This is a genomic window from Dolichospermum sp. FACHB-1091 (assembly GCF_014697585.1).
Classification (GTDB): Bacteria; Cyanobacteriota; Cyanobacteriia; order Cyanobacteriales; family Nostocaceae; genus Dolichospermum.
Window position 1 is genome coordinate 103,315 of the sequence record NZ_JACJSB010000006.1, and the last position, 24,678, is coordinate 127,992.

The 24,678-nt window shown below is 38.2% G+C and carries 23 protein-coding genes and 1 pseudogene; 5 read left to right on the forward strand and 19 right to left on the reverse strand.

Translation table 11 applies throughout. From position 1 onward, the window contains the following. Window positions 1–62 precede the first annotated feature (62 nt). Window positions 63–2,165: an ATP-binding protein gene (locus tag H6G25_RS05720; RefSeq protein ID WP_190391642.1), complete on the forward strand. Its 2,103-nt coding sequence runs from the start codon at window positions 63–65 to the stop codon at window positions 2,163–2,165. A 271-nt stretch (window positions 2,166–2,436) separates the two neighbouring features. Here the strand turns inward: H6G25_RS05720 and H6G25_RS05725 are convergent, their stop codons facing one another. Then, entirely contained in the window at window positions 2,437–2,772 is a 336-nt protein-coding gene (locus tag H6G25_RS05725) for a nucleotidyltransferase domain-containing protein (RefSeq protein ID WP_190391643.1), read from the reverse strand. A gap of 33 nt (window positions 2,773–2,805) precedes the next feature. Here H6G25_RS05725 and H6G25_RS05730 point away from each other — a divergent pair, with 33 nt between their 5' ends. After that, entirely contained in the window at window positions 2,806–2,964 is a 159-nt protein-coding gene (locus tag H6G25_RS05730) for a hypothetical protein (RefSeq protein ID WP_190391644.1), read from the forward strand. Window positions 2,965–3,397: 433 nt separating this feature from the next. On the opposite strand, the gene H6G25_RS05735 is transcribed toward H6G25_RS05730, so the two are convergent. The 17 genes and pseudogenes from H6G25_RS05735 to H6G25_RS05810 all read right to left on the reverse strand — a co-directional run bounded on the left by H6G25_RS05735 (window position 3,398) and on the right by H6G25_RS05810 (window position 20,397). Beyond that, a complete protein-coding gene (locus H6G25_RS05735; RefSeq protein WP_190371714.1) occupies window positions 3,398–3,610 on the reverse strand; it encodes a hypothetical protein in 213 nt (70 codons plus the stop codon). Window positions 3,611–3,614: 4 nt separating this feature from the next. Then, window positions 3,615–4,043, reverse strand: a complete 429-nt coding sequence (locus H6G25_RS05740; RefSeq protein ID WP_190391645.1) for a hypothetical protein — start codon at window positions 4,041–4,043, stop codon at window positions 3,615–3,617. Window positions 4,044–4,316: 273 nt separating this feature from the next. Beyond that, a complete protein-coding gene (locus H6G25_RS05745) occupies window positions 4,317–6,080 on the reverse strand; it encodes a tail fiber domain-containing protein (RefSeq protein ID WP_190391646.1) in 1,764 nt (587 codons plus the stop codon). A gap of 52 nt (window positions 6,081–6,132) precedes the next feature. Then, window positions 6,133–7,701, reverse strand: coding sequence for a phage tail protein (locus H6G25_RS05750; RefSeq protein WP_190391647.1), 1,569 nt, complete (start codon window positions 7,699–7,701; stop codon window positions 6,133–6,135). After that, complete coding sequence (locus tag H6G25_RS05755) at window positions 7,682–8,623, reverse strand: baseplate J/gp47 family protein (protein WP_190391648.1); 942 nt, start codon at window positions 8,621–8,623, stop codon at window positions 7,682–7,684. The genes H6G25_RS05750 and H6G25_RS05755 overlap by 20 nt, the downstream gene beginning before the upstream one ends. 3 nt (window positions 8,624–8,626) lie before the next feature. Next, window positions 8,627–12,133, reverse strand: a complete 3,507-nt coding sequence (locus H6G25_RS05760; protein WP_190391649.1) for a baseplate J/gp47 family protein — start codon at window positions 12,131–12,133, stop codon at window positions 8,627–8,629. Between the two features lie 41 nt (window positions 12,134–12,174). Beyond that, window positions 12,175–12,564 carry a GPW/gp25 family protein gene (locus H6G25_RS05765; protein ID WP_190391650.1) on the reverse strand — a complete coding sequence of 130 codons (390 nt, stop codon included), beginning with the start codon at window positions 12,562–12,564 and terminating at the stop codon, window positions 12,175–12,177. Next, on the reverse strand, window positions 12,564–13,259 hold the full coding sequence (locus tag H6G25_RS05770; RefSeq protein ID WP_190391651.1) for a phage baseplate assembly protein V: 696 nt from the start codon (window positions 13,257–13,259) through the stop codon (window positions 12,564–12,566). Before H6G25_RS05770 ends, H6G25_RS05765 begins: the two co-directional genes overlap by 1 nt. After that, window positions 13,256–14,317 (reverse strand): phage late control D family protein, encoded by a 1,062-nt coding sequence (locus H6G25_RS05775; RefSeq protein ID WP_190391652.1) that lies wholly within the window; start codon window positions 14,315–14,317, stop codon window positions 13,256–13,258. The genes H6G25_RS05770 and H6G25_RS05775 overlap by 4 nt, the downstream gene beginning before the upstream one ends. A 14-nt stretch (window positions 14,318–14,331) precedes the next feature. Continuing rightward, window positions 14,332–14,994, reverse strand: coding sequence for a LysM peptidoglycan-binding domain-containing protein (locus H6G25_RS05780; protein WP_190391653.1), 663 nt, complete (start codon window positions 14,992–14,994; stop codon window positions 14,332–14,334). Beyond that, on the reverse strand, window positions 14,991–16,316 hold the full coding sequence (locus H6G25_RS05785) for a hypothetical protein (protein WP_190391654.1): 1,326 nt from the start codon (window positions 16,314–16,316) through the stop codon (window positions 14,991–14,993). Before H6G25_RS05785 ends, H6G25_RS05780 begins: the two co-directional genes overlap by 4 nt. An 8-nt stretch (window positions 16,317–16,324) precedes the next feature. After that, the gene (locus H6G25_RS05790) at window positions 16,325–16,801 is read right to left on the reverse strand and encodes a phage tail protein (protein ID WP_347239147.1); all 477 of its coding nucleotides are present in this window, start codon (window positions 16,799–16,801) and stop codon (window positions 16,325–16,327) included. Window positions 16,802–16,811: 10 nt separating this feature from the next. Then, a pseudogene (locus H6G25_RS21620) lies at window positions 16,812–16,955 on the reverse strand (DUF6760 family protein); the annotation flags it as partial. Between the two features lie 17 nt (window positions 16,956–16,972). After that, the gene (locus H6G25_RS05795) at window positions 16,973–17,335 is read right to left on the reverse strand and encodes a phage tail assembly protein (RefSeq protein ID WP_137906580.1); all 363 of its coding nucleotides are present in this window, start codon (window positions 17,333–17,335) and stop codon (window positions 16,973–16,975) included. A 27-nt stretch (window positions 17,336–17,362) separates the two neighbouring features. Beyond that, on the reverse strand, window positions 17,363–17,803 hold the full coding sequence (locus tag H6G25_RS05800; protein WP_190391655.1) for a phage tail protein: 441 nt from the start codon (window positions 17,801–17,803) through the stop codon (window positions 17,363–17,365). An 85-nt stretch (window positions 17,804–17,888) separates the two neighbouring features. Then, complete coding sequence (locus tag H6G25_RS05805) at window positions 17,889–19,004, reverse strand: phage tail sheath subtilisin-like domain-containing protein (RefSeq protein WP_190391656.1); 1,116 nt, start codon at window positions 19,002–19,004, stop codon at window positions 17,889–17,891. Between the two features lies 1 nt (window position 19,005). Continuing rightward, window positions 19,006–20,397, reverse strand: a complete 1,392-nt coding sequence (locus H6G25_RS05810; protein WP_190391657.1) for a phage tail sheath subtilisin-like domain-containing protein — start codon at window positions 20,395–20,397, stop codon at window positions 19,006–19,008. 397 nt (window positions 20,398–20,794) lie between these two features. Between H6G25_RS05810 and H6G25_RS20920 the strand changes: the two genes are divergently transcribed. Beyond that, complete coding sequence (locus tag H6G25_RS20920) at window positions 20,795–20,962, forward strand: hypothetical protein (RefSeq protein ID WP_206754773.1); 168 nt, start codon at window positions 20,795–20,797, stop codon at window positions 20,960–20,962. A 115-nt stretch (window positions 20,963–21,077) separates the two neighbouring features. Here H6G25_RS20920 and H6G25_RS05820 read toward each other — a convergent pair whose 3' ends face one another. Next, entirely contained in the window at window positions 21,078–21,740 is a 663-nt protein-coding gene (locus H6G25_RS05820; RefSeq protein WP_190391659.1) for a DUF4255 domain-containing protein, read from the reverse strand. 538 nt (window positions 21,741–22,278) lie between these two features. Between H6G25_RS05820 and H6G25_RS05825 the strand changes: the two genes are divergently transcribed. Next, window positions 22,279–22,554, forward strand: a complete 276-nt coding sequence (locus H6G25_RS05825; RefSeq protein WP_051289692.1) for a hypothetical protein — start codon at window positions 22,279–22,281, stop codon at window positions 22,552–22,554. Between the two features lie 198 nt (window positions 22,555–22,752). After that, on the forward strand, window positions 22,753–24,480 hold the full coding sequence (locus tag H6G25_RS05830) for a succinate dehydrogenase/fumarate reductase flavoprotein subunit (RefSeq protein WP_190391660.1): 1,728 nt from the start codon (window positions 22,753–22,755) through the stop codon (window positions 24,478–24,480). Window positions 24,481–24,678 lie beyond the last annotated feature (198 nt).

Consider the following 24,678-nt stretch of genomic DNA (forward strand, 5'->3'; position numbering starts at 1 on the left):
CCCTCATTTTAGCATTAAACTACTCAACAGCAGTTAAACGCCCAACATCTTAACCCAAATTAATGCTTCCCCATCTTATCCCCCTCCTGCAATGGTTAGACCGAAAACTTGAAACCGCGATCGCAGCCATTGATGACCCAGAAAAAAACGTTAACCCCTATCATGACCTGTTGCAAATCACCCCAGAAACCGCCGAAAAAATAGTAGGAAAACCTCTCGATCAATCGTCTTTCCTAACAGAAGATAACCCGAATTTAGCGATCGCCGTTATTGCTGACACTCCCTTACATTGGCTACAAAAAACCTATCAATTAGATGATATTGAAATTAAAATCATGGCGATCGCTTTGGCTGTTGAACTTGATCGCAATTATGAAAAACTCTATGCCTATCTCCAGGACGATGTGCGAGCCAAAAGACCGACGGTTGATCTCGCTCTTAACTTAATTTGTGCGAATATTCCCGAAAAACTTACCTATCGCCGCTATTTTCAGCCCGACGCTACCCTGACCCGCGATCGCCTTTTGCAACTCGTTTCCCCCGTTGACCATAGTTCTTTACTCGCCCAGGAATTACATCTAGACCCGCAAATTACTCAATACTTATTAAAAATTCCTGGACTAGATGCTCGATTGAAAGATTACGCCCATATTATTGAACCTGAAAACGAATCAGTTACCCTAAAAAGTCCCCCAGGCTTACTCCGACTCATCCAAGACCATTGGCAAGCAAGCAAACCGCTAAAACTCTATTTTCAGGGCGGAGATTCCCTAGAAAAACAAACCCTGGTTCAATCCCTAGCCAATCAGAGCAAAGCTTCCTTACTGATGGTTGATTTGCCAAAAATGATGGCGGCAAAAGTCAATCAAGAAACGGCTTTTTTCCTACTATTACGACAGGCTCAACTGCAACAAACCTGGCTTTATTTAGCGAATATCGATCCACTTTTTCAAAATACTGAAAATATCGCCTTTCAAGGTCTTTGTAGAGCGTTAGGGGATTATCCCACCCTGGTGATTTTGTCGGGAGAAATGCCTTTTCCCAGTAGTCCCTATCCCTTGGGTTTATTGACTATTCCCTTTACTCTGCCTGATTTTGAACAACGGCGGGATTGTTGGTTATCCCATTTAACGCCCCTGGGTATAATGTTAAACCCTGCCGAACTGGACTCTTTGAGCGATCGCTTTCGTCTCTATTCCCACCAGATCAGGAATGCGGTAGCAATGGCTAGTCAACAGATGCTCTGGGAAGGTTATCAAGACAAGGAATCTCAGGGGAAGGAGAAGCCTAAATCGAGTTATCTGTTTGCGGCTGCGCGTGCGGAATCTGGGTATGCTCTGATTACCCTAGCCCGGAAAATTGAGCCAAAGTATGGCTGGGAGGATATTATTCTTCAGTCTAACCCCGCTCATCAACTCCGAGAACTTTGTAATCAGGCCAAACAGCATCATTTTGTCATGGAAAACTGGCAGTTTGGTGAGAGATTATCCCTGGGTAAAGGGTTAAATGCCTTATTTTCAGGTGCGCCAGGGACGGGAAAAACCATGGCGGCGGAAGTCATTGCCCAGGATTTACAGTTAGACTTATATAAAATTGATCTGTCTCAAATTGTTAGTAAGTATATTGGCGATACGGAAAAAAATCTTAGTCAGGTATTTGATGCGGCCACTAATTCTAATGCTATTTTGTTGTTTGATGAGGCTGATGCCCTGTTTGGTAAGCGTTCTGAAGTCAAGGATGCCCGCGATCGCTATGCGAATATGGAGACCAGTTATTTATTACAAAAAATGGAAGAGTATGCAGGAATTGCGATTTTAACGACTAATTTTCGCCATAATTTAGATGAGGCTTTTACGCGCAGATTACGATTTATTATCGAGTTTTCCTTACCAACGAAGGAGGAACGTCGTCGAATGTGGGAGCTTATGTTGCCGATGAATACGGCTATCTGTCAGGATTTAGATTTGGATTTTTTGGCTGGTCGTTTTGAGTTAACGGGGGCGGATATTCGCAATATTGCACTGCGGGCGGCTTTTTTGGCAGCGGGGGATGAGAATCAGGACAACAGAGCGATCGCTATGAACCATATTATTAAAGCGATCCGTCTGGAATATCAGAAGCAAAACAAAATTTTAATGACGGGGGATTTAGGCGACTATGCCTAGATAAAGCAGTTTCCGATATACAGATATTAATCATAAAACTCTTGTGGTGCGGGCATACTATGGCTAACGCCACGCTACGCGAACGACAAGTGTTACAGTGAGCTTGTCGAACTGCTCAGTACGAGTCTTGCCCGCATAAGGTGTACCTCACTCAAGCTGAACTTGCTGTAAGAGCGAGATACAGAATATTCGGCGAAAGAGTTATGAAGTAATAATTGAGCGGCTAAAATACTTTGACGTGCTTTGAGCAACAATTCTAATTGTTCTGGTTTCATAAAGTAATGCCTTCTTTACGAATATTTCTGAGTAGAGGTCCAGACCCATTTATAAATTGTTCTTTATCTATAAATAAACGACTAATTACTACATCATTTTCTAAAGATAGATCTGCAATTATCTTCCCTGTTTGTTTTATTTCCTCGCCAGGGTTGACGGTTTCATTGAGGACGATAAGAATATCAATATCAGAGTCGGGACGAGCATCTCCCCTGGCTTGGGAACCAAATAAAACAAGTTGAAAGAGTTTTTGTCCGTAGTGTTTTTTTAGTTGAAATTCGATTTGGCTGAGAATTGTTTTTAATTCATTGTTTATTGTGATAGTTTTCATAAAATTGAATAGCAATAGCTATCGAGTTATTTCATGTTGAATTTTCTGAAGAATATTGCCCTCCGGGCGGCTTTTTTGGCGGCAGGGGATGAGAATCAAGAGAAGAGAGCGATCGCTATGAACCATATTATTATATCATGTCCGGTTGAATATTTATCATATCTGTTGAGGCTGGTAATGGGTAATTGGTAATTGGAAAAAGGCAATACAATGATGAACTATATCGTAAGTGATTAGGCGGACATATTATTAAAGCTATCCGTCTGGAATATCAGCAGCAAAACAAAATTTTAATGACGGGGGATTTAGGCGACTATGCCTAGATAAAGCTTTGTAGGATATACAGCAATTTCAGCTTGAGTGAGGTACACTTTATGCGGGCAAGATGCCCGCACCACAAGAGTTTTATCATTAATATCTGTACTTCAGAATACCGGGAACTGCTGTAATATATTACAGCGGTTTTCGCTCTTATAAGGTACATCTTAAGCCCCCTCCCCGCAAGCGGGGAGAGGGTTGGGGGTGGGGTTCTTGTACCTCATAACATCGGGAAGTGCTGTATGTCCTTTTTTTGTAAGAGATATAATGACAAACTGCCCTATTTTCATCGTCAAAATAAACAATTTTAGTTAATAATTTCTACGGGAGTTTCTTGAACGGGTTCTAAGGTTTCATTAACTCTGTTAATTTCTTCTTCTAGGATTTGAATTGCTCCACTAATTCGCAGTAATGTATCCCGCAGATTGGACTGTTTACTTTCTAGTTCTGTCATCATTTTTTGACCCGCTTCAAATTCGCTTTTGAGTTCGGTTAGGCGTTTTTCCAGTTGTTTTTTCATGCTGTTAGGTTGCTTTAACTTTGAGGTTGGTGGTCATAAATGTACCCGTCCCTGAATATTGGCGGGTAGCATCGGGGATTGGTCCGGCTGGTGTGGGTTGTTGGGCAGGAACAGCGACCTGGAATTTAGCGGTAAAAGTAGCTCCTTTGAGGAGGACGGGTTTACCGCCTGATTTGGTTTTCGTTGCTTTTTGGTTGCCCCCCAGAGATTGAATAGAAAGAATGCCCACACCAGGAATACTATATTGGGAGGTCATGTAGGGGCAACCAGGGACGATTACTGTTTTTTCGTCGCCATCAACACAAATCAGTTTACCGTTAATTTTACCTTTCCCTGTGCCGATTAAGTCCCCTGGGCGGACTGTAACCATTGCTTGTCCAAAGGTGGGGTTAAACATGGCTTTATCCCCTGTGATCAAGATAAAATCAGACATTTTTTAATAATACTTGAACTGTTTGATCATCGTTTTTTAGCTTATTTCACACGGAATTTCCTCAAGAATCGTAGATGTTTTGCCAATAGTTTAGTCGTTATTTTCAATAAGTGGATCGCCAAATTGTTTTGCTAAATCCTGTCTTAAACCTTGTCCAATATAAGGTTTTAATAGGAGTTTATCAACTATGAAGAGAATGAAGTCAGACATTGGTTGATTCGTAATCAAAAAATATATTGCAGAAGCTGGAAATTTCAAGTTAAGAAAATAATTTTATCGCTTCTGTAAAAGTAGAATGTCATTTTGTAGATTCTCAATTAAAGACTGTTGAGCTTTGAGTGCCGCTAAAAGAAAACCATTATAGTCCAGAAAACTGACAGCTTTACCACTTTCATCTAATATATCTTCGGGGGATTGTTCGGCAATTACCCCCAATCTTATTTTACCATCAATTCCTGGTGTCTTAAATCGATATCTAAATACAGGTGTTTGCTTCAATCGTTTAAGAATTGAGTTTAAATCTTCATTAGAAAGTTTAGTGATATCTTGTTTATGTTCTTGCGATGAGTTATTAACAAATGTTCCATTAACTTCAAAACGATCCCATACAGAAACTCTTCTACCCTGACCATTCGATTTGTTCCCTATGATCATTAATGTTTTGTAGTCAGATGTATCGTTACTAATCTCTGCAACATTAGTTACTACATCAGGTGTTGCTTGCCACTTACCAGTAAAATTAATTGGGTTTGAACCAGAATTTAGGGTGATCGCTCCACTAACTCTTAAATTGCCAGCAAAAGAAGACGTTCCCGTTCCATTAACAGTTAAAGAACCATCCGCTCCTGTCGTTAGTGCCATTCTTTCATTATTACCGTTAATATCTCGCCAAGAGTGTTTTCCAGCAGCCGCGTAAAATAATGTCCCGCCATTTATGCCTAAACCATAGCCAGTCCATAGCTGAAGCTTCAGGTTATTGGTAATATCTGTATCTGAAAATTCAATTTTTTGATTTCCTGGTACAGTTATTTTGTTACCTGCTGTCAGACTGCCAGTAACTTTTAAATTGCCACTAACTTCTAGTTTTTCAGATGGAGTTTCTGTACCAATGCCGACATTGCCCGTAGGAGAAATTGTAAGTGCTTCAACAAGTTCAGGGTTAGTAGTTCCCTGTTTTTGCGTTCTGATTCTGAGTCCAATATTTCGATTTGAACTATCATTTCTGGCTTGGAGATAAGCAAGATTATTAGTTGAAAATTCTTTAAGTTGTACATGACCAGATAGATCAATATTTGCTGTGCTACCAAGTTCTGCTCCAACTTGTAACAAAGTGCCTGAAGATCCAGGAATAGTTAATGTTCCAGAAGTAATTTTATTTGCTGACAAATTAGGAATACGCTCAACAGCTAATACTCCAGAATTAATATTTGTCGCATCAATATTACCTGTAATTGTTCCCGTTACCGTTAAACTACCATTTAAAATCGCTACATTAGGATTAGCATTTCCTCCTGATCGCAGAGTTAAATCATTGCCAGTCGCATTAGGCAAAAAGATGCCTGAATAACTACGAACAGTTAGATCTAACGTCAGAACATTATTAACAATAGAAATTTTAGCTAACTTAACACCATCATTGGGAGTTGTAGCTGCAAAACCAATGGTTGGGACTTCTTGCCAGCGAGTGAAATCTTCTTGTTGTTTAACCTGTTTTTCTTCTTTATAACTAATATATAACTCTCCATTCGTAAGGGGAGCAAACTTAGAAAAAGAAGTATCCTTTTTCAGGATAATTAAATCTCCATTGCTATTAATAGCAGATCCAGATTTTATTTGGACTTCTTGCTTATCCTTGATCACCTCTACTTCCAATCCTTCAACAATGCCTGAAACATGAAGACTTTGCCGATGATATTTTTGGCGGTCAATTAGATATTTTTGTTCAACCTCAAAATCATCTTCTAATAAAAATTGACCAGGGAAATAGTTAGGGCGGGCATCAACAAAGTTGGTAAAATCGGTTTTTGATTTGGGCATGGCTTGACTCCTTAAAAATGAATTGTCAGAATAATTTAATTAATGGTTAAAGTTACTGAGTTCCTAAAATGGTAAAAACAGTGCCTTGTTTATCTGTGTTAATGATTTTTCCATCCTGATCTTGATAACAAATTTTTAAGATATCTTTAGGAGGAACAGCAGCTAGGTTTAGATCTTGTTCAAACAAGGTAAAAACTGCCGGAACTAGATTAATATTCATTTTAACACTAACACGAACTTTTCCGCTAGTCTCAACATTGTTAAGATTTTTAACTGTCAACTGTAACTTATCTGAAATGTTGAGAAGTTGTGGGTAACTAAGCTGGCGTTTAATGGTCATTTTATTGCCTTGAATAACTGTTGTCGGCGTTAATAAATGATAGTTGGAATTTTCATCTTGAAAACGAATAGCAATATTGTTGATGATATTTTCTGTGATTGCTGGAGGTTGATTAATTTGTACGGTAGCCTCTAATTCAAAAATTTGAATTATGGGAGAGTCAAATAAAGTAAAATTATAGGGATTTGTCCAGAGAGACTTGGTAATCTGCATCCCAGAAAACTCAGGAGCTTGGGCTTGTTTAAGAATGGTATTACCTCCAATAATATTACCTGATTTATCTTGACTACAAAGTTTGAGAACGGGTAATAAATTCAATGATTGTTCTAATAAGATAGTCTCTTTCTGATTACCATTAAGATCCATAAAAAGCGTTACTTTTAAACCTCCTACAAAAAGATTATCAGTTTGATTAGACAATATCACATTAAAACCTGCTAAATTATCTAAAAATTGTTGATAGGTTATTTTTTGTTTAACGTAAAAAGCCTGATTATCTGTAACAATTAAGGGAGAATAGGGGGTGATTTCAGTTGTATTTCCTTGAATTTTCACAACTAACTGCCTAGACAAATTAATGATTTTCTCTGGCGCGGTTTGCTGAGGAATAATGGCAACTTCTAAGGTAAAATTTTGGGTTTGAAGGTCATTAAATAATTTAAAGGGATAGTTAACCTGCGATCGCCGCGTCAACTGCATCGTCGGTATCAGAATTTTCAGCGAATAAAAGGTATGGGCTGGTTTTTCTTGATCGATAATAGCTTTCGCAATCCTAGACTGTCGCCAATACTTTTCAGGATCGCGGTCATTTAACGTTAATTGAACCTGAAAATAATTCGGGAAATTATCAAATTGGTCAAAAATTTCAACCTTATCGCCAAAACCTGAATTGACTAGATAGAGCTTTAAAACCGAAGCCAATCCCTCTTTTGTCCCTCTTATCCGATATAGTTTAACGATTTCCCTGATAAATGCTCGTTTAGTGCTAGTTTCCCAATCATCTCGTAAACTTAAGGCCACCCAACCCGCTAACCAAGGCAAAAACTTCTCTGGCGTTTCTTGGGGATGAAAATAAGTCTCAATCCGATTAATAATCTCTTCTAATCCAGGGACATTTTCGCTATTTCCTTGAATGATTTTTTCATAATTGGGTAAATCCTTCACTCCCGAAAGAATCTTTTCAAAAGCCAATAAAAACCTACCCATAAAGGGATCTTCCTGAAGAATGGCAGGTAAATATTGCAGATAGCTACTGACTAACTTAGACTTCTCTGGATTCATTGCCGATTTTCACCTCGATTGTAATTGTTGCAGTTTGAAAGTTGATCAATTGGTCATCATCTAACTTAATTTCAGTGAGGACTGTTTCAGATTTTTTTTCTTCTGGGTGAATAATTAATTTTTTTACATAATCTACCCCAGATAAATTATCCAACAGTTGATACAATTCTGATATATAAACATTACGGCCAAAGGGATAGCCCTTACCCTGCCAATATTTTCCTGATTGCAAAGGATGAAAATAATATTTTAACGCTTCCTGAGCATTTTCTTTAACATCTTCTGGCTTGATGCCATCTTCAATCACTAATGTTGTTTCCAGATTAACTGATATATATTTAGGTGCGACTAGATGAATACGGGTGGTTAATAACCTTCGCTGATCGAGAAATTTAAAGAGATTTGGATAGGCCGCATTGCTGGTGATATTATCATCATCTTTAACAACAACTAGGGTAATATGACCTTTTGCGTTAGTTTGATTTTGATTCCTCAGAGGTAAACAATTAACCCTAGCGATAGATTCTGCTTCGGTAAAATCCTGTGAATTTTTCCACTCTTCAAGAATGAGTTTCTCGTAATCTTCTTTCGTGACAGCCCGATAGGTGTTTCTTAATTCTAATAAGGTTTTTCTAATTTCAATCTGGAGTTGTTTCTGTTTTTCTTCAGCAGATTTGTTCGGTAAAGTCCATTGTTCTCCCTTTAATAAACTCACAAAACTAGCATAATTTTGATCGGGAATTTGATTAATTTGATAAAGGATCATTTCTGTTAACCAAGCAAACAATTCAATCAGAATAATTCCCGTATCTGTTGGATTATGGTCAGTCCATTCAGGATATTCTAAGGGAATAAGCGCGATCGCCTCTTGCACCAAATCATCATAGCTCTGATCATCCAGATTAGGTAAGGGTAAATTCATAATTTAATTTCCTCCAGAAGATTGCAAATGAATAAAATGAATAATATGATGACCCGAAAATATTAATAAGTCGGCCGCTAGTTCGGGTGATTCAGGATCGGGATTAATCTCCAATAAATCCACATGATCAACCCCAGAAATGGACTGAATCAGTGCGTAAAAATCAGACTTTTGGGGATAGCGTCCAAATCGCCAACCGTCTCCACTTCCGCCGGTGAGGGGATGTAAAAAGGCTTCTAAACGCCGATTAATCGTCTCTCTGAGGCGATCTAATCCTTGGTAAGTCGTGGGTGTAATGGTGGCAGTTACAATGATTTTTTGCCATTTGGGAACGGTGACAGTTATATCTAACATTTCTTCACAACGACATCGAATATAGCTTTCGACTTTTTCTAATAAAGCTAAACTAGGATTGGGTTGACGTTCTTTACTATTAGGTAAAACTATTAATTTAACTTTTCCCGAATCCTGATTAATTTTTTCTATCATTGTTTTAAATTCATCGGGGTTGGTAATTTGTGTCCTTTTACTGTTGATATAATCATCAAGTGTTATGTCTTTCTTGGTCGGATCTAACCACAAACCTCCATTTAATGCACTAAATTTTGGAGTCATTAAATTAGGTGTAATCAATTTAACTCTCTTCACATCCGTAGAGGCTTCATAGGCTAAATCTTCTATATCTTGAAGGGTGACTGCGCGATTTCTGTGCCGTAATTTTTGCGGAACTCTTTCTTTGAGGCGTTCGAGCTTTTCTTGATTGGCCCCCCCAGCCGCTGCTTCTAAATTGATGACTCGATCAATATAGGGAACAGTGGTTTTAAGTTGATTGACTGATTGGGAAACGAGATTTCCCTGTTCACCACCACCAACACGATAAAAAGAAAGACGAATATTATTACGACCCCTGGGAGGAATCATCCCTGATTGTCCATCACCAAAGCTAATTTTTCCTGTCTGACGATCTAATAAATAATGGCGATCGCTCTCCGTTGAACTATAAAAATCGGGAACTTCTTGCCATGTTACCCAAATTTCTTCAATCTCTCCTAAATTATCTCGAATCACTGTCAATTTATCCGAATCAAACTGTTGAGGAATTTCATTTTCTCGAATTTCTAATTTTTCACCGATTAAAATTGGTGAATAACGGGCAGTAAAAGTTTGGTGAGCTTCGTAATTACTTGAACCTAATATTTCTGCTTGGATCGTAGTTGCCTGAACTGCCCAGGTTGTATTGGTCAAAATTTTATTTAAACGAGGCTGAATCGAAAAATTTCCCCCTTGCCAACGGACTCTTAACCAGTATAAGTCCTGATTAAATATCATTGATTTGGTGAAATCGCTAGGAGCAATAAATTGAATTAAGCCTCTGTGAGAAAATGCTTTTGTTTGATCATTGACTCCCAAAGTTTGCCAACCCAGGGGGCTAAAATATTCCCAAATTAATTGAGGATTACTTCGAGAAATTGCTTGAGATAATTCTTCAGGAGATGGAGGATTTACCTGAGCATAAAGAGTAACTGTTTGATTGCCAAAAGGTTTATCAAACCCTAAATATAAACTAGGATTTTTATCAATAGTGGGGATAAATGGTCGAAAATGACAATCAATACGGGTATCTTTTAAGTATGTTTGACTGAGACTTGCCGCTAAAATAAGTTGCTTAGTTTGAGGATTGATATACTCGATTTGATGAATTTCTGGATTAGGCTGAGAGGGGAATGTTAAAAATTCTCCAACTGCCAAACCTTCAACTTGATTAATACTGACTCTCTGACTACCCTGATCTATTTTATCCGTTAATTTTATATCAAACTTTTTCGGCTGGGAATAATGAAGATCATTATAGGCAAAATTAATCGCCTTTTCATTAAAATCAAAGTTATAGGTTAACTTAAGAGATTGGATGATCGGTGGGTCATAATTCGGAGGAACGGTTTCAGAGATGACATATCTTAAGAAAATTTTTGTTCCTTTTACTTTGGCTTGGGGATTAGTAACTAATGTTTCTAAGGTTAATTGGTTATTACTAAGACTTTGAATTTTATATTCTTCTCTTTTTTCACTATTATTTTCTAACCAGACTAATCGGATAATATCACCAGCTTTGAAAAAATCTGATGCTGTACCTACGATAGAAATCGTTTTATTATCATTAGTGACACTATCAACGATAGCCACCTCATTATAGATGGCATATTTTCTAATAGTGGAAGCTTGTCCATAAAGTCCTTGGGTAATTCTAGCGCGAATCCAGTAACGAGTTTCTCCATTAACTGTACTGGGTGAAGGAATTTGCTGGGGAAACTTTAATGTCGTAGTTATTGGACTATTTTTAATCAACTGAGGTGATGAATTCATCCACAATTGATTTTCACTTTCTATTGTCGCAATTTTTTTCCATTCTCCCTGTGCTTGTATTTCCCAGGTAATAGTTATATCAGAAAAGGCTAGATTGGAAGTATGGCTTAACTCAAAAGTCAATGTGATATTTGCGCCAGGTTTAACAAACCTATCATGTAAGGCAATATAAAAAGTATCATTTAATTTGGGTTCTTCTCCAAAGGGATAAAAATTCTTACTCTGATCTAAGGGGGTATCATTATATAAACAAACTTCAGGCATGAGATTTACTTGATTAATCTGTGTGCTACCTTGAATTTGATTAATAATGGGCAAATTATTGGGTAAAGAATTTAATTTTAATTTGGCTTGTAGCCATTTTCCTGATTTTCCATTAATTTCAGAGACAGAAGGAAGTGTAATATCAGCAAAATTTAAGATACACTGGCTGTCTTTAATCGTTAAGCTAGGACGAGAAAGATTTTGCCACTCTAGACCATTCCAATAGGACCAATCTAAATATAAATTTAAATCCGCCATACTTTGGGGATTATTTGTTTCTATAGTCAGGCTTAAATTAGATAATTCAGGCAAATTAAATATTTCATGACAAGTTATATAAAGAGAATGCTGAATCGGGCGATCGCCTGAAAAAACCAGAAAGGATTGATCTTCTTTTCCTGTGACAAATAAGGTATAGTCACCATATTTATCTTGATTGGGTTCTCGTACAAATACCGCTTTTAATTGAGCAGTGGTAACAATAAGTTCCTGCTCAGTTTCAAAAATAATTTCCTCATCATTGCCTTCCAGGGGAGGTGCAGAAATTTGGGTATAGGCAGGAACAAATGCCCCCACTGGACTGGCTTCGGCTAAATAAAAAGTTAAGGGAACTTTTGCGGGTTGAGGCGGCTGTAATTGTCCGCCAATTAAATCGAGAAAGGCCAGAAAATTTTTCTCAGGGACTTGATTGAGGCGATCGCTAATTTTTGTTACCATACGACCAAAAATGCGAATTAAAGCTCGACCCACATCCATTTGCCCTAGGGGAGGGGCTTTCCATCCCTGTTCAAGACTCGAAGTAAACTCTTGAACAAAGGCTTCTGTTTGTTGGACAATCTCTTCATAGGTACGTTGGTCAATTTTAGGCGGTAAAGAAGTCATATTTAATCCTCCGTAGTAGGTTTAGAATAGAGAAATAGTTGTTATTGATCTAAGTAAAATGGATAAACTAAATTAAAAATATTGTTAGTAGTGCGAACCTGATAGTTTATTTGGATAAAAATAACATGAGGTTGACTCGCATCAGGAATGGTATCAACATCTAAAACATCAATACGAGGTTCCCACTCAATTAAGGCCTCTCTCACATCGCTGACGATTTGACCGATGGTTCCGAGATTATTGGGAGAAAATACCCTTTCATAGATACCGCAACCAAAATTAGGACGCATTACCCGTTCTCCCTTAGCTGTACGGAGAATCATGATCACAGATTGACGAACTGAATCTTCATATTTTTGGGTTTTAATTTGACCTTTTTCATCAATCTTTACCGGGCTTGTCCAACCCACTCCTAAAAAATCAATATCCATTACATCACCTCTAGGGAATTATCATTAATTTCTACACCTAATTCTACACCTAAGGACGCTTCCAGTGCGTACTTAGATTTAGCTTTTATAGTACAATCTTTTCCCGTTTCCAATTGATAATTTCCCTGGGTTTTAATTGATAAGTTCTTACATTCTATCGAAACATCGTCATTACTACTTTTTAGGATAATTTTTCCGCCTGTTTCTATGGTTAAATCTTTTTTCACCTTGATATTCATCGTATTTTCTTTGGAATCAATAATAATTTGATTCTTGCCTGTTTTATCTTGAATAATAATTTTCTCTTCTCCCTCAGTGTCATCTAGGGTAATAGTGTGACCACTGCGCGACTTAATCATTCTTTTATTATTTTTTCCATCTTCATTCACTTCAGGCGGCGTATCTTTACCATTCCATAATGAACCAAGAATGTAGGGAAAATTCATATCACCATGCTCGAAAGCCACTAAAACTTCGTCGTCAACTTCAGGCAACAAAAATAAACCCCGATCTTTCCCTGCCATTGGACTAAGGACCCTAGACCAATCACTTTCATCATTTTCTGATAACCAAGGGAACTTAACCTTAACTCGACCCATTTTTTTAGGATCTTGATTATTGGTGACGATCGCAATAGTCACACCATAAAATTTATGATTTTGTTCCTTTGCCATTAATAAGTCTATTCCCATCATGTCGCAGTCCTCCTAGCTGTAAATAGAGTTTGATACCCTTGATCGGGTGAAAATTTGTGTTCTGTGGTCGTCACGTAGTAAAGACCGCTAAATCGCTTACCGATACCTTTAACTTCGATCACTTTGCCGATTCGTAAATCGGGATTCCCCAAACTACTTCCCTCCGCTATCACATAGGCGATCGAAATATCTCGAAATTGTCCTAAGGCCATTTCGTCGGCTTCTGCCTTTGTTGACATTGGTTGATCGACAATTGTGTTACTAGATTTTCCAAAGGTGCGGATCATCTGAGATCCTGTTTTATCCCCTCCCATTTTACTGTTTTCTTTGCCCACCCCTGCCTTACTGACCACAACTTCTTTGTCTTGAGGATTCCAACCTCTAACTTCTACCTCAGAAACTTGATTGAGACTACTTAATCGAGGAAAAAATTCAACTAAATCCTCCCTATAAGTAAGTGTTAAAACTTTACCAGCAAAGTTTTTATGGGGACGAAAATACAAGTCTTTTTTGTCAACAACCACCTCATAACCAATGCGCTCGGCGCGAGCTTTTAAAAAATCCCAGTCAGTTTGATTATGTTGTAAGACGTATTCTAATTTTACTTTACTATCAGTAACTTTGGCATTCAATCCTCTAGATGTAGCGATTTGGTTAGCAATTTCACTATCTTTTACTTTCAGAAAAGATTTTGTCTGATTACCACGTAATAAACGATGGCGTAAATCATGGCCTCTCACTCCTAATATGGGTACTGATTCTTGACTAAATTCTGGTTCTAAAGCAGTAATTTCTCCCGTAATAATTGTTTTGAGATTGTTTGCGTATCCCATTTGAATTTCTACTGCATTACCAATTTCAAATAAATTATTATCTGCCCAGGTTACTTCTTGTTTGACTAAATCCCAACTAACAATTTTTAGTTCAAACATACTCGGTACTTCCAGATCTTCGGAAATAGATACTGAAATCAAATCGGCATCTACTTTAGGGGATAGAGAACTACCGTTAATTAAGATTTTTCTATTAGGGTTCAATAGGTCGGCATTACTTGGCATAGCTGATCTTAATTTTATGAACTTTGAAGATTATTAATTCGTAAAGGGGGAATTGTTAGCACCATTCCTGGATTTAAAATTCGAGGATTAATCAAGCGATTTTCTGCGGCAATAATTCGCCATAGAGAGGGATCACCATATTCTTCTGTGGCAATACTACTGAGACTTTCTCCCTGTTTTACTATCCTTACGGGATCATCAATCGGGTTGCCAATTTTGGTTTTTATCCCTGGTTCTTGCCACTCTTTAAACGTACAATCTAAGGTAGCACGAACAGGGGTTCCATCTTCAAGAAAGTGGGTTAGGGTTTTAGTCACACTTATTAAAAAACCATCGGGTAATAAAACACTGTCCTTTCCTGATATTGTCCCCCATACTAATCGGCATCGCGGAGGACGTTTTAAGTTCATATTAATTTGTGCCAAATTATAAATGAGTCTCGTATAATTTTGAACATTTTTATTGGGTTTTATCTCAAAGGTAGTATCAAAAAATAACTCAATATCTAGGGTTGCAGGATCATCAGAAAAGTTATAAGTTTCTTGTTCTTCATTTTTATTTGATTTAGTAACAGTAATCTTATTTGGGTTGAAGGGAACTTTGATCAGCAAAGGAAATTGATCAGGTTTTTGTCCTTTGCTTTTCTCGGCATAAATTTTTAATTTTTCTAAACTCATCGTTTTTGTCCTCTGCGTTCACTTTCGATTACTAAACGTCGCATGATTTTCCGCTCAACTTGATCGGCGATCGCCTCTAGATTAACTTTTGGTGGAGTGGTTTGTATGGGAGAAATTCTGGTTTCTGTGGGAGGAGATGATACCGCAAAAACTTTAGGAACTTCTGGACTCTGTTGTGGCGATTGACTTTGAACATCAAAGTTAGCAGAACTGGACAATGATGGACTTCTAGAAGCCAGGGGTAAGGGAGCCGCGATCGCAGACCTATCACCAACAGTTTTTACGTTAACTCTGGGCATTTTTGACGAATTAAATGGTGGCATGGGCAGTTGCTTTTGTATATTTTCTGAAGGGTATTGATGAGAAATTTTAACCACAGGTAATTTAATTTTTCTTTGCTCTAAGATCATCGAATCTATTAAAAATTCTTCAGTGATAGGTTCTTCTAAAGAGCGATTAAATCTTTGCTTTCTATTCTCAGAATAATTAATTAGGGAGGAATTGGTTGATGATATAGGCAGACTTAAAGGACGCTCTTGAATAGACTTATTTTCAGATAATAACTTATAAGCATTGTCCTGTAATAATGGATTAACAATTAGATATTTTCTCTCGGAAAAATTAGAGTTTCTATCAATACTTTTAGCAATCGGTAGTGGATCTTCTTTTTTAAAACCATTGTTGATCAAGGAATATGTCTGATTTGACGATAAAAAATTATCTATGATTGCTAATGGATGAACAGTTTGATTTTGTGTTAAAGAAATACTGTTTTTTTTGTTAATAGAATCAGAAGTTTCTGATTTAAATTTTCCAGGAATCATAGTAGATGAAGTGGCGATCGCCTCTAAGGATTCTGAATTAGTCACTAGCGGCATTTCTATCGCTGGAGCAATTTCATTCCCTGTTGATGGTTGAATTACTATAGGATTGGCAGTATTAGGTTCTCTGTTTTCTGTCAAATAATTACTCGCTGCTGATGGTGTTTGAGACGATGCTGTTTTTGTTTGTATTGTTTTCTCTGTATTTGATGCTAAATTGTTAGTCTGATTGACTGTCAAAGTCTGATTATTTTCTGACTCTCTCAAAGCAGGTAAAGCATAAACAATTGGTACAGAGTCTACAGACATTTCATTAAGCCCTTGCCAACGCTGTAGATATTGACTTAATAGGGGTAAACGATTCAAAAAGCGATCGCAACGATCAATAATTTTTTGGCCAATATCCTGCTTAATAATGCCAGGTTGTTTACCTAAAAGAATTAACCGCTGCAACAACTGAGGATTTAATGAATCTTGCCAGTTTAATGAAGAATTTTCCATGAAAATACCTATCTTTTCTTAGTAATCCCTTGATGAACTAGTTCGATGCGTTCGATCGCAATTTCGTCACCACTAGCATTGAACGTTGGCCCTTCCCATTTAACGGGATAGGCCTTTTTAAAAGTCCACCAGAGGACAGGAATCCGTTGACTATTTAATAAAATAATCGTGCCGTTTTTTTGTTCAATAATGCCTTCACTGGTGGCTTTATACCAAATAAAAAATAGGTCAACATTGACTAAACCCCGCGTAAAAACCAGATTAGGATAGGTCGTATTTTTAGGAAATTGATGAACAAAACCATTTACCCCTCCTTCTTGATATGATTCGAGATTGATTTCACTACTTAACCCACTCACTTCACTAAAACCACCAATCACGACTCCACCAACTTCCACTGCAAAGTTGTAAGCCATATAGGGATCGTGTCCCAGGGCGCTGATCGTTGAGCCGGTCAATAAAGCCCGATTGAGTAACTGATTCACGATTGCCTCCTTAGGTTTGCGAATTGTTGAGTTGTTCGTTGATTCGTGCGACCTGGGCAACCCATTGTTGGCGATCGCGGTGTTCCATCATCATTACTTGGTCATGGGGCCAATGAAAATAGTAAGCAAGATAGGCTACCTCCTCCAGTAAACGCTCTGGGGGGTAGCGACTTACTCCCCCAGGGGAACGGTTTCCACTTCAAATTCCCCTTGACAATGGGGACAGGCAACCAATAAACGACTATGACCATTTTGATTAATTCGTTGATAAAAATCCTGCAAATAAATCAAATCTCCCGAAAATAATTCTTCGATCACCTTGGTATTAATTTGCTCTAATGCTCCCAGTTTGGTAATTACCCGCGCTAAGAGAATAATGATCAAATAGCCTGGATTTTTTTGCACTCTGGGATCTCGTAGAGGGGCAATTTCATCCTGGGCTGTGGAGAGACGCATGGTTCCCTCACGGTGGAGATTTCCATGAGCATCCAGATACCCCTGGGGAAGAATAAAGGAAAATTCGGTTTGTAGCATAGATAATTATCAATTATTTAAGGCTGATTAACTGACAGTAATGCCTTCGTGAACTAATTCCAAGGTTTCGATTGCGACTTCATCGGAAGTGGCATTAAAATCGGGGGCGTTCCAGGTGGTTGGCCAACAATTTTCTAAGTTCCAACGTATTTTTTCTTGTCCCTGATCGTCAGCTAAAATGATGGAGACGTTGCGTCGCTCTGCTGTGCCGTCCTGTAAAGTTTTATGCCATTTCCAGAGTTCTTGGTTATCGGTAATGCCGCGTTTGAGAGAAATGTTGCCGTAACTATTGAGGCCTGGAATTTGGCGTTGGGTTAAAGTTTTGTCCGTACCTTCTCGATAGGTTCCCGCTGCACGGGTAGCCGTTAATCCGCTACATTCCCGAAAACCAGCATGGATAATGCCATCCCATTCCACCCAGAAATTATAGCCACTATAGGGGTCATGGGTATTAACAACGTTAGGCATGATTAGATCTCCGTATTGTTTAATAAATTTTAGTCGCTATCTTGGTTGATGATTTTATGCAAAATTATTTTGCTAATTTAGCAACCTAAACTAGGGCAATACTATTTCCCGTTTGTACCAAGAGAAGTTGAATAAATTCTCCTGGAATGGTGGGAGCTAAACCGATTTGTGCGATCGCTTTTCCCATTTCCCGACTTTCGGGTGGATTGGTGATTGCATCACATTTTACATAAAATGCTTGCTCGGTAGTTTCTCCCTGTAAGGCTCCTTGTTGCCAAAGAGATTCACAGTAAATGGTCAATTCTCGCTGTATGCGTAACCACAGGGAAAAATCATTGGGTTCAAAGACAGTATCCCCTAAGTTGAAGTCAATCCAACGTTTAAACGTCAAAAAAAGACGACAGACATTGACATATTTCCATTCAGGCAAATCACTCAGGGTACGAACCCCCCAAACCCTTAGTCCCCGTCCCCGCAAACTACGAATGATATTAACCCCTGCTTCTTTTTCTTGATTGAGTTGGATTTGCTGTTCTGGTGTGAGGGAAAAACTGAGATCAAGAATGCCTGCAATGACTTGGTTGGCTGGGGCTGTGTGAACTCCACCTGCTCGGTCAGATTGGGCATAAATTCCCGCAATATGGCCACAGGGAGGAATGGGATTTTCTCTATTTTCAATCTTGAGCCAAGGCGCGTACAATGCCCCATGATTGCTAATTAATCCTTGTTTTTGCCTGTTTATGGCTTGAACCTCAGCACTATCAACAGCATCTAGAATAGCAAAGCGATCGCCCATTTTTTCACAATGGGAGAGAATTTCCCGTTGCATTTCTAAAATATCCTGAGTATCACCTTTCATGATGTCGGGAGCGCAGACTAAATCAATGTTTTCGACAATTTCACTCGCTTCTAATCCCCTTTTCAAGGCATCTAGGGTATGATCTGGCAAAGGCATAACATAGCAAAGACGACCGCCATTTTCAAAAAAGCCTCGCACCGTATCTCCCAAATACCCATCTTTCTGAGAACTAAAAAACTGTTCAAACTGATCCAACAGAGTTAGTCGTTGAGGAAAATAAACTTTCTCCTGATCACCAGCAAGACCGAAAAAAATAGGAACTCCCGTGAGCAATTGGGCTTCAGGAGCAGGACTAATTTCCGTTAGATAAACGCCAGGAATTTTAGATTGGAGTTGTTGCATTTTATTCTTTAGCGCCAGACCACTGACTCAAACGAAAGATCACAAATTCAGCAGGTTTAACCACCGCTACGCCGATTTCTATCACCACTTGACCGCTATTCCGTATTCCCTCATCATTATTCTCTCCATCGCATTTGACATAGAAAGCTTCCTGGGGAGTTGTTCCAAATAAAGCTCCTTTGCGCCATTCTAAAGTCAAGAAAGCAGAAATATTACGACGGATTTTGGCCCAAAGTTCAGGGGTATTGGGTTCAAAAACAACCCATTGCGTCCCTTTATCAATGGAGTCTTTCAGATAACAAAAATGACGACGAACATTAATATATTTAAACTCTAAGTTTTTATCGCCACCGAGGGTACGCGCCCCCCAAACCAGAATATTGCCATTGAGTTTACGAATAACATTCACGCCCTTGGGATTCAGCCCATCTTGCTTGGCTTTACTGGTGTTAAATTGCAAATCCAAAGCACCTAAAAGAGGCACATTAGCTGGGGCTTTGTGAACACCTCTTTCTCCATCAACCCTGGCATAAACCCCCGCAATATGTCCACTGGGCGGAACAAAAATGTTGGTCTCTGTGGCAGGGTCGTAAACCTGTATCCAAGGGAAATAGAACGCCGCATAGTCAGAACTAAATTCCGGCACTGTTGGCTTGGTTTCACTGCCTAAATTAATATCAGTCTTACAATCAAGGATGGCAATGCGATCGCCCATTTTAACGGCATGGTCTTTAATTTTGACAATAATATTCGCATCAGTTTGTCCAGGAGCGACAACAATACTGATTTCATCAATGGCTTCAAAATCATTCAAAACCCCATCCACACCGTTATCATCGGATACCCAGGTCACATAGGCGCGAGTTCCGCCATTGCGAAAGAAACCATAAACCGCATGGGCAAAAATATTTTGCTCTGGATTGTCTTTGATAAAATCCCCAAAAAATTGTTTAAATTCAGTAAAATTAGTAATTAATTTGATTTCACCTGATGAAACCGAAGTCCTAAAGTAATCAATTATGATTTCGGACTTTTCAGGGGGAGGTGTTGTAAATTCAAGGCTTGAAATCTTCTTAACATGATCATTTGTTAATTCAAAGCTATTGTTTTTGAGTATTGATTCAGGCAAAGTAACACTTTTTTGGTCCGTCGCCACTGGATAATTGTTAAGCGGAAAAATCTTTTTTTCACCATCCCCAACGCCTACTTTTTCCTGAGTAATCTTGTTAAGATAATACCAAGAGGTAGCTTGAGTTCCAGGAGTTTTAGCAAGGGTTGTAGCGGATTTAATAATGGCGATGAATCCAGCAACACTTGTCCCCGCTCCCGCAATCGGTGCAGAACCAGAAGATACCTCTTCAACATAGACACCCGGCGATAAATAAGTCGGCATGGCTTAAACTCCTGAGTAGTTGGGAAAACTATAAGAAGAACTATAAAATATTTCTGGTCAGTAAAGATATTAACATTAATATTTCTTAATAAAAGAATACCTAAGTTATTAATCATTCATGAATGAAAACACTTAGGGCATAATACCCTGGTCGAAAGTGGGGATTTTTGCAACAAAAATTTACAATCTTTGGGTTTTAACTGAGTAAAATATCTGATTATTAAACATCTCTGAAAAAGAATTAAATAAACAATGAAATTATGATGCGATCAGATTATAAAATAATGTTTTTAGCAAGTTTTAGGATCAGTATTTTTGAGTATCTTCAAAAAGATCCACAGGAAGTACAGCGTTTAATTGGGTTGAAATATGAGCAAGTGCAGGAATTATTGAATTATTGTTAGAGGAGAAAGAAAAGTTTGATGAAAAACTAAAATTTAGTGGTGATAAAGCTTGTCTGGGAGAAGAATTAATTAAAACCCCGACAAAAAAACCTAAAAAACAAGAATTAACTTCAAAACAGATAGCGAGCGCTATCCAAAAAGTATTCATAGTAGGAGTTTGACAGTTTTCAGAGATGTCTATTGAGAATAGAGTCATTAAATGCTCAAATTTGGTATCACTAACGCCAATACACAACTTAGGTAATATTCTTCATATCTTAACATTTAACGAGTGAATCACTTGGATGAGTTCTTCTGCTGATTTCTCTGTACACTAGAACTCTCTAAGGTGACCTTGCTTGTTGTTATTAATGGCACTTTTTCTTGTTCATCATCAACAACATAAGGGACGGGAATTGTTACAGTACAATGAATCGAGGCCTTGGGTTTTCCTCCCATTGCTTGCCAAAATTCACCTAGATTTTGAACTTGTCCAGATCGTAGTGAGATAATAGGTACAGGTAACTCTTGTTTTTTTAGTGTTCCCTGCAAAATTGTAGATGGAATATAACGATATCTCACCAAAATTTGCATAATTTCTCCAAGTATTTGATGTTCATAGAGAAAGGGAACTTGATTACTATCGTCACGATTAGATTGAGGTCTATTAGTCCAAACAGTAATTAAATAAGAACAATCAACCCTAGTCGAAGCAAAAACTCTTTTTGAAACTCTTTGTCCTTCGGTTGCTTGGATTGGCATATCCCAACTTCTGACAGAACTACGCAGTTCAACATTTTCTCGTATATCATATAAAAAAAGGTTGATAATAGTTCCTTCGTTTTCAATCTCCTGACTAGGTGGCTCAAAACTAATTTTATAACCACGTTGATCTATCACATCATTTTTTAAATTATTACTTAATAGTAATTTTAAGGTTTCATCTAGATCTTTTAACATCGCTTTAACTCCTTTTGCCTAAAGTGTCATAATTAAAATCTTAGGTGATTTTTTATTAAAGAAAACCTAGATACTTCTTGACTCAAAAATAATATTTACCATATTTATTTACCATATTTATTTACTATATTATTTATTATTAAATTATTTTTAAAAGCTTCAAAGCTTTAATTGGTAAAAACTAAACTCAGTTATATCCCATGAGCAGATTTATTACCGTGAAATATAATACAAGGAAATATAACATCATTGTTCAGATCAGAGCTTACCCCTTACAAAAATTTACATTTTTAAGAATTGATAGCCTCTGAGGGGGTGACGAAATCCTTTCAACCAATTATGCAGTCAGGGTTTTGAAGGTTTCCGCTATGAAGAAAAACAAAAATCAGATCAGACTTGTGGGTTTTGGCTTTTACCCCAGTTGTTGATATTTGTAAAGTAATATTACAAACCTTGGAAAAATATTGAGAAATTGCTCACCTGGCAAACATAGCTTTAAGGTAGTAGCTATAGAAGAGAATTAAGGCCAATTTATAAAATGAACAAAAATAATCTTCAAAACTATCGGTTTGCTTGTACCTTGACCTTTGGTGATATATATGGCCAAATTATTGTTTGGTTAATTACCATTACTATTAGTTTAGCATCTGCGTTAGCATTAATGGGCGCGAAACGACCTGTTTACGCTTTGGCTACGGTGGGTCTTGTGGTTCTCTTGTCTCTGCCTTTTTTACTTTTTGCCTTTGTGACAACTCTATTAAATAATATTGAATTGAATGCTGTAGAGCCGGAAACAAAGACTGAATCAACATAAACCAATGATTTGTTACCCTGTTTCTAGCAGGGCTTACGCAAGTGGCATAATAGATGAAATCCTAGTCAGGAATTTAGTTCTATCTTTAGACCTGAATACAAGCAAAAGATGATAACTTTTTGTGACAATTGCGTAAGTCCTAATCCAGGACGGGGAATTTTTTGATCATCTTTTATCATCTATCATCGGTGATTGACAATGCTAGAACATGATGTAATTATTGTTGGTGGTGGTTTGGCTGGATGTCGGGCTGCGCTGGAAATCGCCCGCATTGACCCTAATTTAAAGGTAGCGGTAGTTGCTAAGACTCACCCCATTCGCTCTCATTCTGTGGCTGCTCAGGGTGGTATGGCTGCATCTTTGAAAAATGTTGATGATCAAGATTCTTGGGAAGCACACGCTTTTGATACTGTTAAGGGTTCTGATTATTTAGCAGATCAAGATGCGGTCGCAATTTTAACCCAAGAAGCTCCAGATGTGGTGATTGATTTAGAACATCTAGGGGTGTTGTTCTCTCGTTTACCTGATGGTCGTATTGCTCAACGGGCTTTTGGTGGCCATTCCCATAACCGTACTTGTTACGCTGCTGATAAAACCGGTCATGCGATTCTACATGAATTGGTAAATAATTTACGCCGTTATGGTGTCCAAATTTATGAAGAATGGTATGTAATGCGTCTGATTTTAGAGGACGGCCAGGCTAAGGGTGTGGTCATGTTTCATCTTGTGGATGGAGATGTTCAGGTACTACGAGCAAAGGCTGTGATGTTCGCTACAGGTGGCTATGGTCGCGTTTATAATACGACTTCTAATGATTATGCCTCCACTGGTGACGGTTTGGCAATGACCGCGATCGCTGGTTTACCTCTACAAGATATGGAATTTGTCCAATTTCATCCCACTGGGTTGTATCCGGTGGGGGTGTTGATTTCCGAGGCTGTCAGGGGTGAAGGAGCTTATTTAATTAACGCTCAAGGTGATCGGTTTATGGCTAATTACGCCCCCAGTCGCATGGAATTAGCCCCTCGTGATATTACCTCACGGGCGATCGCTTATGAAATCCGTGCTGGTCGTGGTGTAAATACTGATGGTAGTCCCGGTGGTGCTTTTGTTTACCTGGATTTACGCCATCTGGGTCGGGAAAAAATTATGAGTCGTGTTCCTTTTTGTTGGGAAGAAGCCCATCGTTTGGTCGGTGTGGACGCTGTAACTCAACCTATGCCGGTACGTCCCACGATTCACTATTGTATGGGTGGTATTCCTGTGAATACTGATGGTCAAGTCCGTCATAGTGCTGATGGTTTTGTTGAAGGCTTTTTTGCCGCAGGTGAGACAGCTTGTGTCTCTGTTCACGGTGCTAATCGTCTCGGTAGTAACTCTTTATTAGAATGTGTAGTTTATGGCAAAAGAACCGGAGCAGCGATCGCTAATTATGTTCAAAATCGTCAATTACCATCAGTAGATGAAGCACGGTACATCAGGGAATCCCAGCAACAAATTCAAGCTTTAATAGCACAACCTGGACAATATCGAATTAATCAAATTCGTCAATCTTTTCAAGATAATATGACTGAATATTGCGGCGTTTTTCGCACCGCAGAATTAATGGGTCAGGGTTTGGAAAAAATAGCCGAATTACAACAGCAATATTCACAAATATACTTAGATGACAAGGGAAAAAGCTGGAATACAGAATTAGTTGAAGCCTTGGAACTACACAGTTTAATGGTGGTAGGACAAACCATTTTAGCGTCGGCCTTAAATCGTCAAGAAAGTCGTGGCGCTCATTTCCGAGAGGACTTTTCTCAAAGGGATGATGTCAACTTTCTTAAACATACAATGGCTTATTATTCATCAACAGGTATTGATATTCAATACCGTCCAGTCACAATCACTATGTTTGCACCAAAAGAACGAAAATATTAATTAAATCAAAGTTATCATTCATCTGTTTAGTATGATAATTGATAATTTGCTGGTGCGAAAACATATTTTGCTTGCTTGTTACTTATTAATGCTAACACCCAATAACTATGGGTGTAGCATATTATTATATTTATAAGCGTAGAAAAAAGCTGTTTGATAAATAGTTAAAGCTCTTAGGAAATCCTAAAATGATAAAAC

What these genes read in the sequence shown, in the direction of transcription:
- H6G25_RS05810 (WP_190391657.1), bottom strand. Translation starts at nt 20,397, where the DNA reads ATGCCGACTTATTTATCGCCGGGTGTCTATGTTGAAGAGGTATCTTCT.
- H6G25_RS05770 (WP_190391651.1), bottom strand. Translation starts at nt 13,259, where the DNA reads ATGATGGGAATAGACTTATTAATGGCAAAGGAACAAAATCATAAATTT.
- H6G25_RS05755 (WP_190391648.1), bottom strand. Translation starts at nt 8,623, where the DNA reads ATGAATTTACCCTTACCTAATCTGGATGATCAGAGCTATGATGATTTG.
- H6G25_RS05725 (WP_190391643.1), bottom strand. Translation starts at nt 2,772, where the DNA reads ATGAAAACTATCACAATAAACAATGAATTAAAAACAATTCTCAGCCAA.
- H6G25_RS05740 (WP_190391645.1), bottom strand. Translation starts at nt 4,043, where the DNA reads ATGTCTGATTTTATCTTGATCACAGGGGATAAAGCCATGTTTAACCCC.
- H6G25_RS05760 (WP_190391649.1), bottom strand. Translation starts at nt 12,133, where the DNA reads ATGACTTCTTTACCGCCTAAAATTGACCAACGTACCTATGAAGAGATT.
- H6G25_RS05735 (WP_190371714.1), bottom strand. Translation starts at nt 3,610, where the DNA reads ATGAAAAAACAACTGGAAAAACGCCTAACCGAACTCAAAAGCGAATTT.
- H6G25_RS05775 (WP_190391652.1), bottom strand. Translation starts at nt 14,317, where the DNA reads ATGCCAAGTAATGCCGACCTATTGAACCCTAATAGAAAAATCTTAATT.
- H6G25_RS05795 (WP_137906580.1), bottom strand. Translation starts at nt 17,335, where the DNA reads ATGCTACAAACCGAATTTTCCTTTATTCTTCCCCAGGGGTATCTGGAT.
- H6G25_RS05820 (WP_190391659.1), bottom strand. Translation starts at nt 21,740, where the DNA reads ATGTTAAAAGATCTAGATGAAACCTTAAAATTACTATTAAGTAATAAT.
- H6G25_RS05720 (WP_190391642.1), top strand. Translation starts at nt 63, where the DNA reads ATGCTTCCCCATCTTATCCCCCTCCTGCAATGGTTAGACCGAAAACTT.
- H6G25_RS05750 (WP_190391647.1), bottom strand. Translation starts at nt 7,701, where the DNA reads ATGAATCCAGAGAAGTCTAAGTTAGTCAGTAGCTATCTGCAATATTTA.
- H6G25_RS05745 (WP_190391646.1), bottom strand. Translation starts at nt 6,080, where the DNA reads ATGCCCAAATCAAAAACCGATTTTACCAACTTTGTTGATGCCCGCCCT.
- H6G25_RS05730 (WP_190391644.1), top strand. Translation starts at nt 2,806, where the DNA reads ATGTTGAATTTTCTGAAGAATATTGCCCTCCGGGCGGCTTTTTTGGCG.
- H6G25_RS05825 (WP_051289692.1), top strand. Translation starts at nt 22,279, where the DNA reads ATGAACAAAAATAATCTTCAAAACTATCGGTTTGCTTGTACCTTGACC.
- H6G25_RS05800 (WP_190391655.1), bottom strand. Translation starts at nt 17,803, where the DNA reads ATGCCTAACGTTGTTAATACCCATGACCCCTATAGTGGCTATAATTTC.
- H6G25_RS05805 (WP_190391656.1), bottom strand. Translation starts at nt 19,004, where the DNA reads ATGCAACAACTCCAATCTAAAATTCCTGGCGTTTATCTAACGGAAATT.
- H6G25_RS05785 (WP_190391654.1), bottom strand. Translation starts at nt 16,316, where the DNA reads ATGGAAAATTCTTCATTAAACTGGCAAGATTCATTAAATCCTCAGTTG.
- H6G25_RS05765 (WP_190391650.1), bottom strand. Translation starts at nt 12,564, where the DNA reads ATGGATATTGATTTTTTAGGAGTGGGTTGGACAAGCCCGGTAAAGATT.
- H6G25_RS05830 (WP_190391660.1), top strand. Translation starts at nt 22,753, where the DNA reads ATGCTAGAACATGATGTAATTATTGTTGGTGGTGGTTTGGCTGGATGT.
- H6G25_RS05780 (WP_190391653.1), bottom strand. Translation starts at nt 14,994, where the DNA reads ATGAGTTTAGAAAAATTAAAAATTTATGCCGAGAAAAGCAAAGGACAA.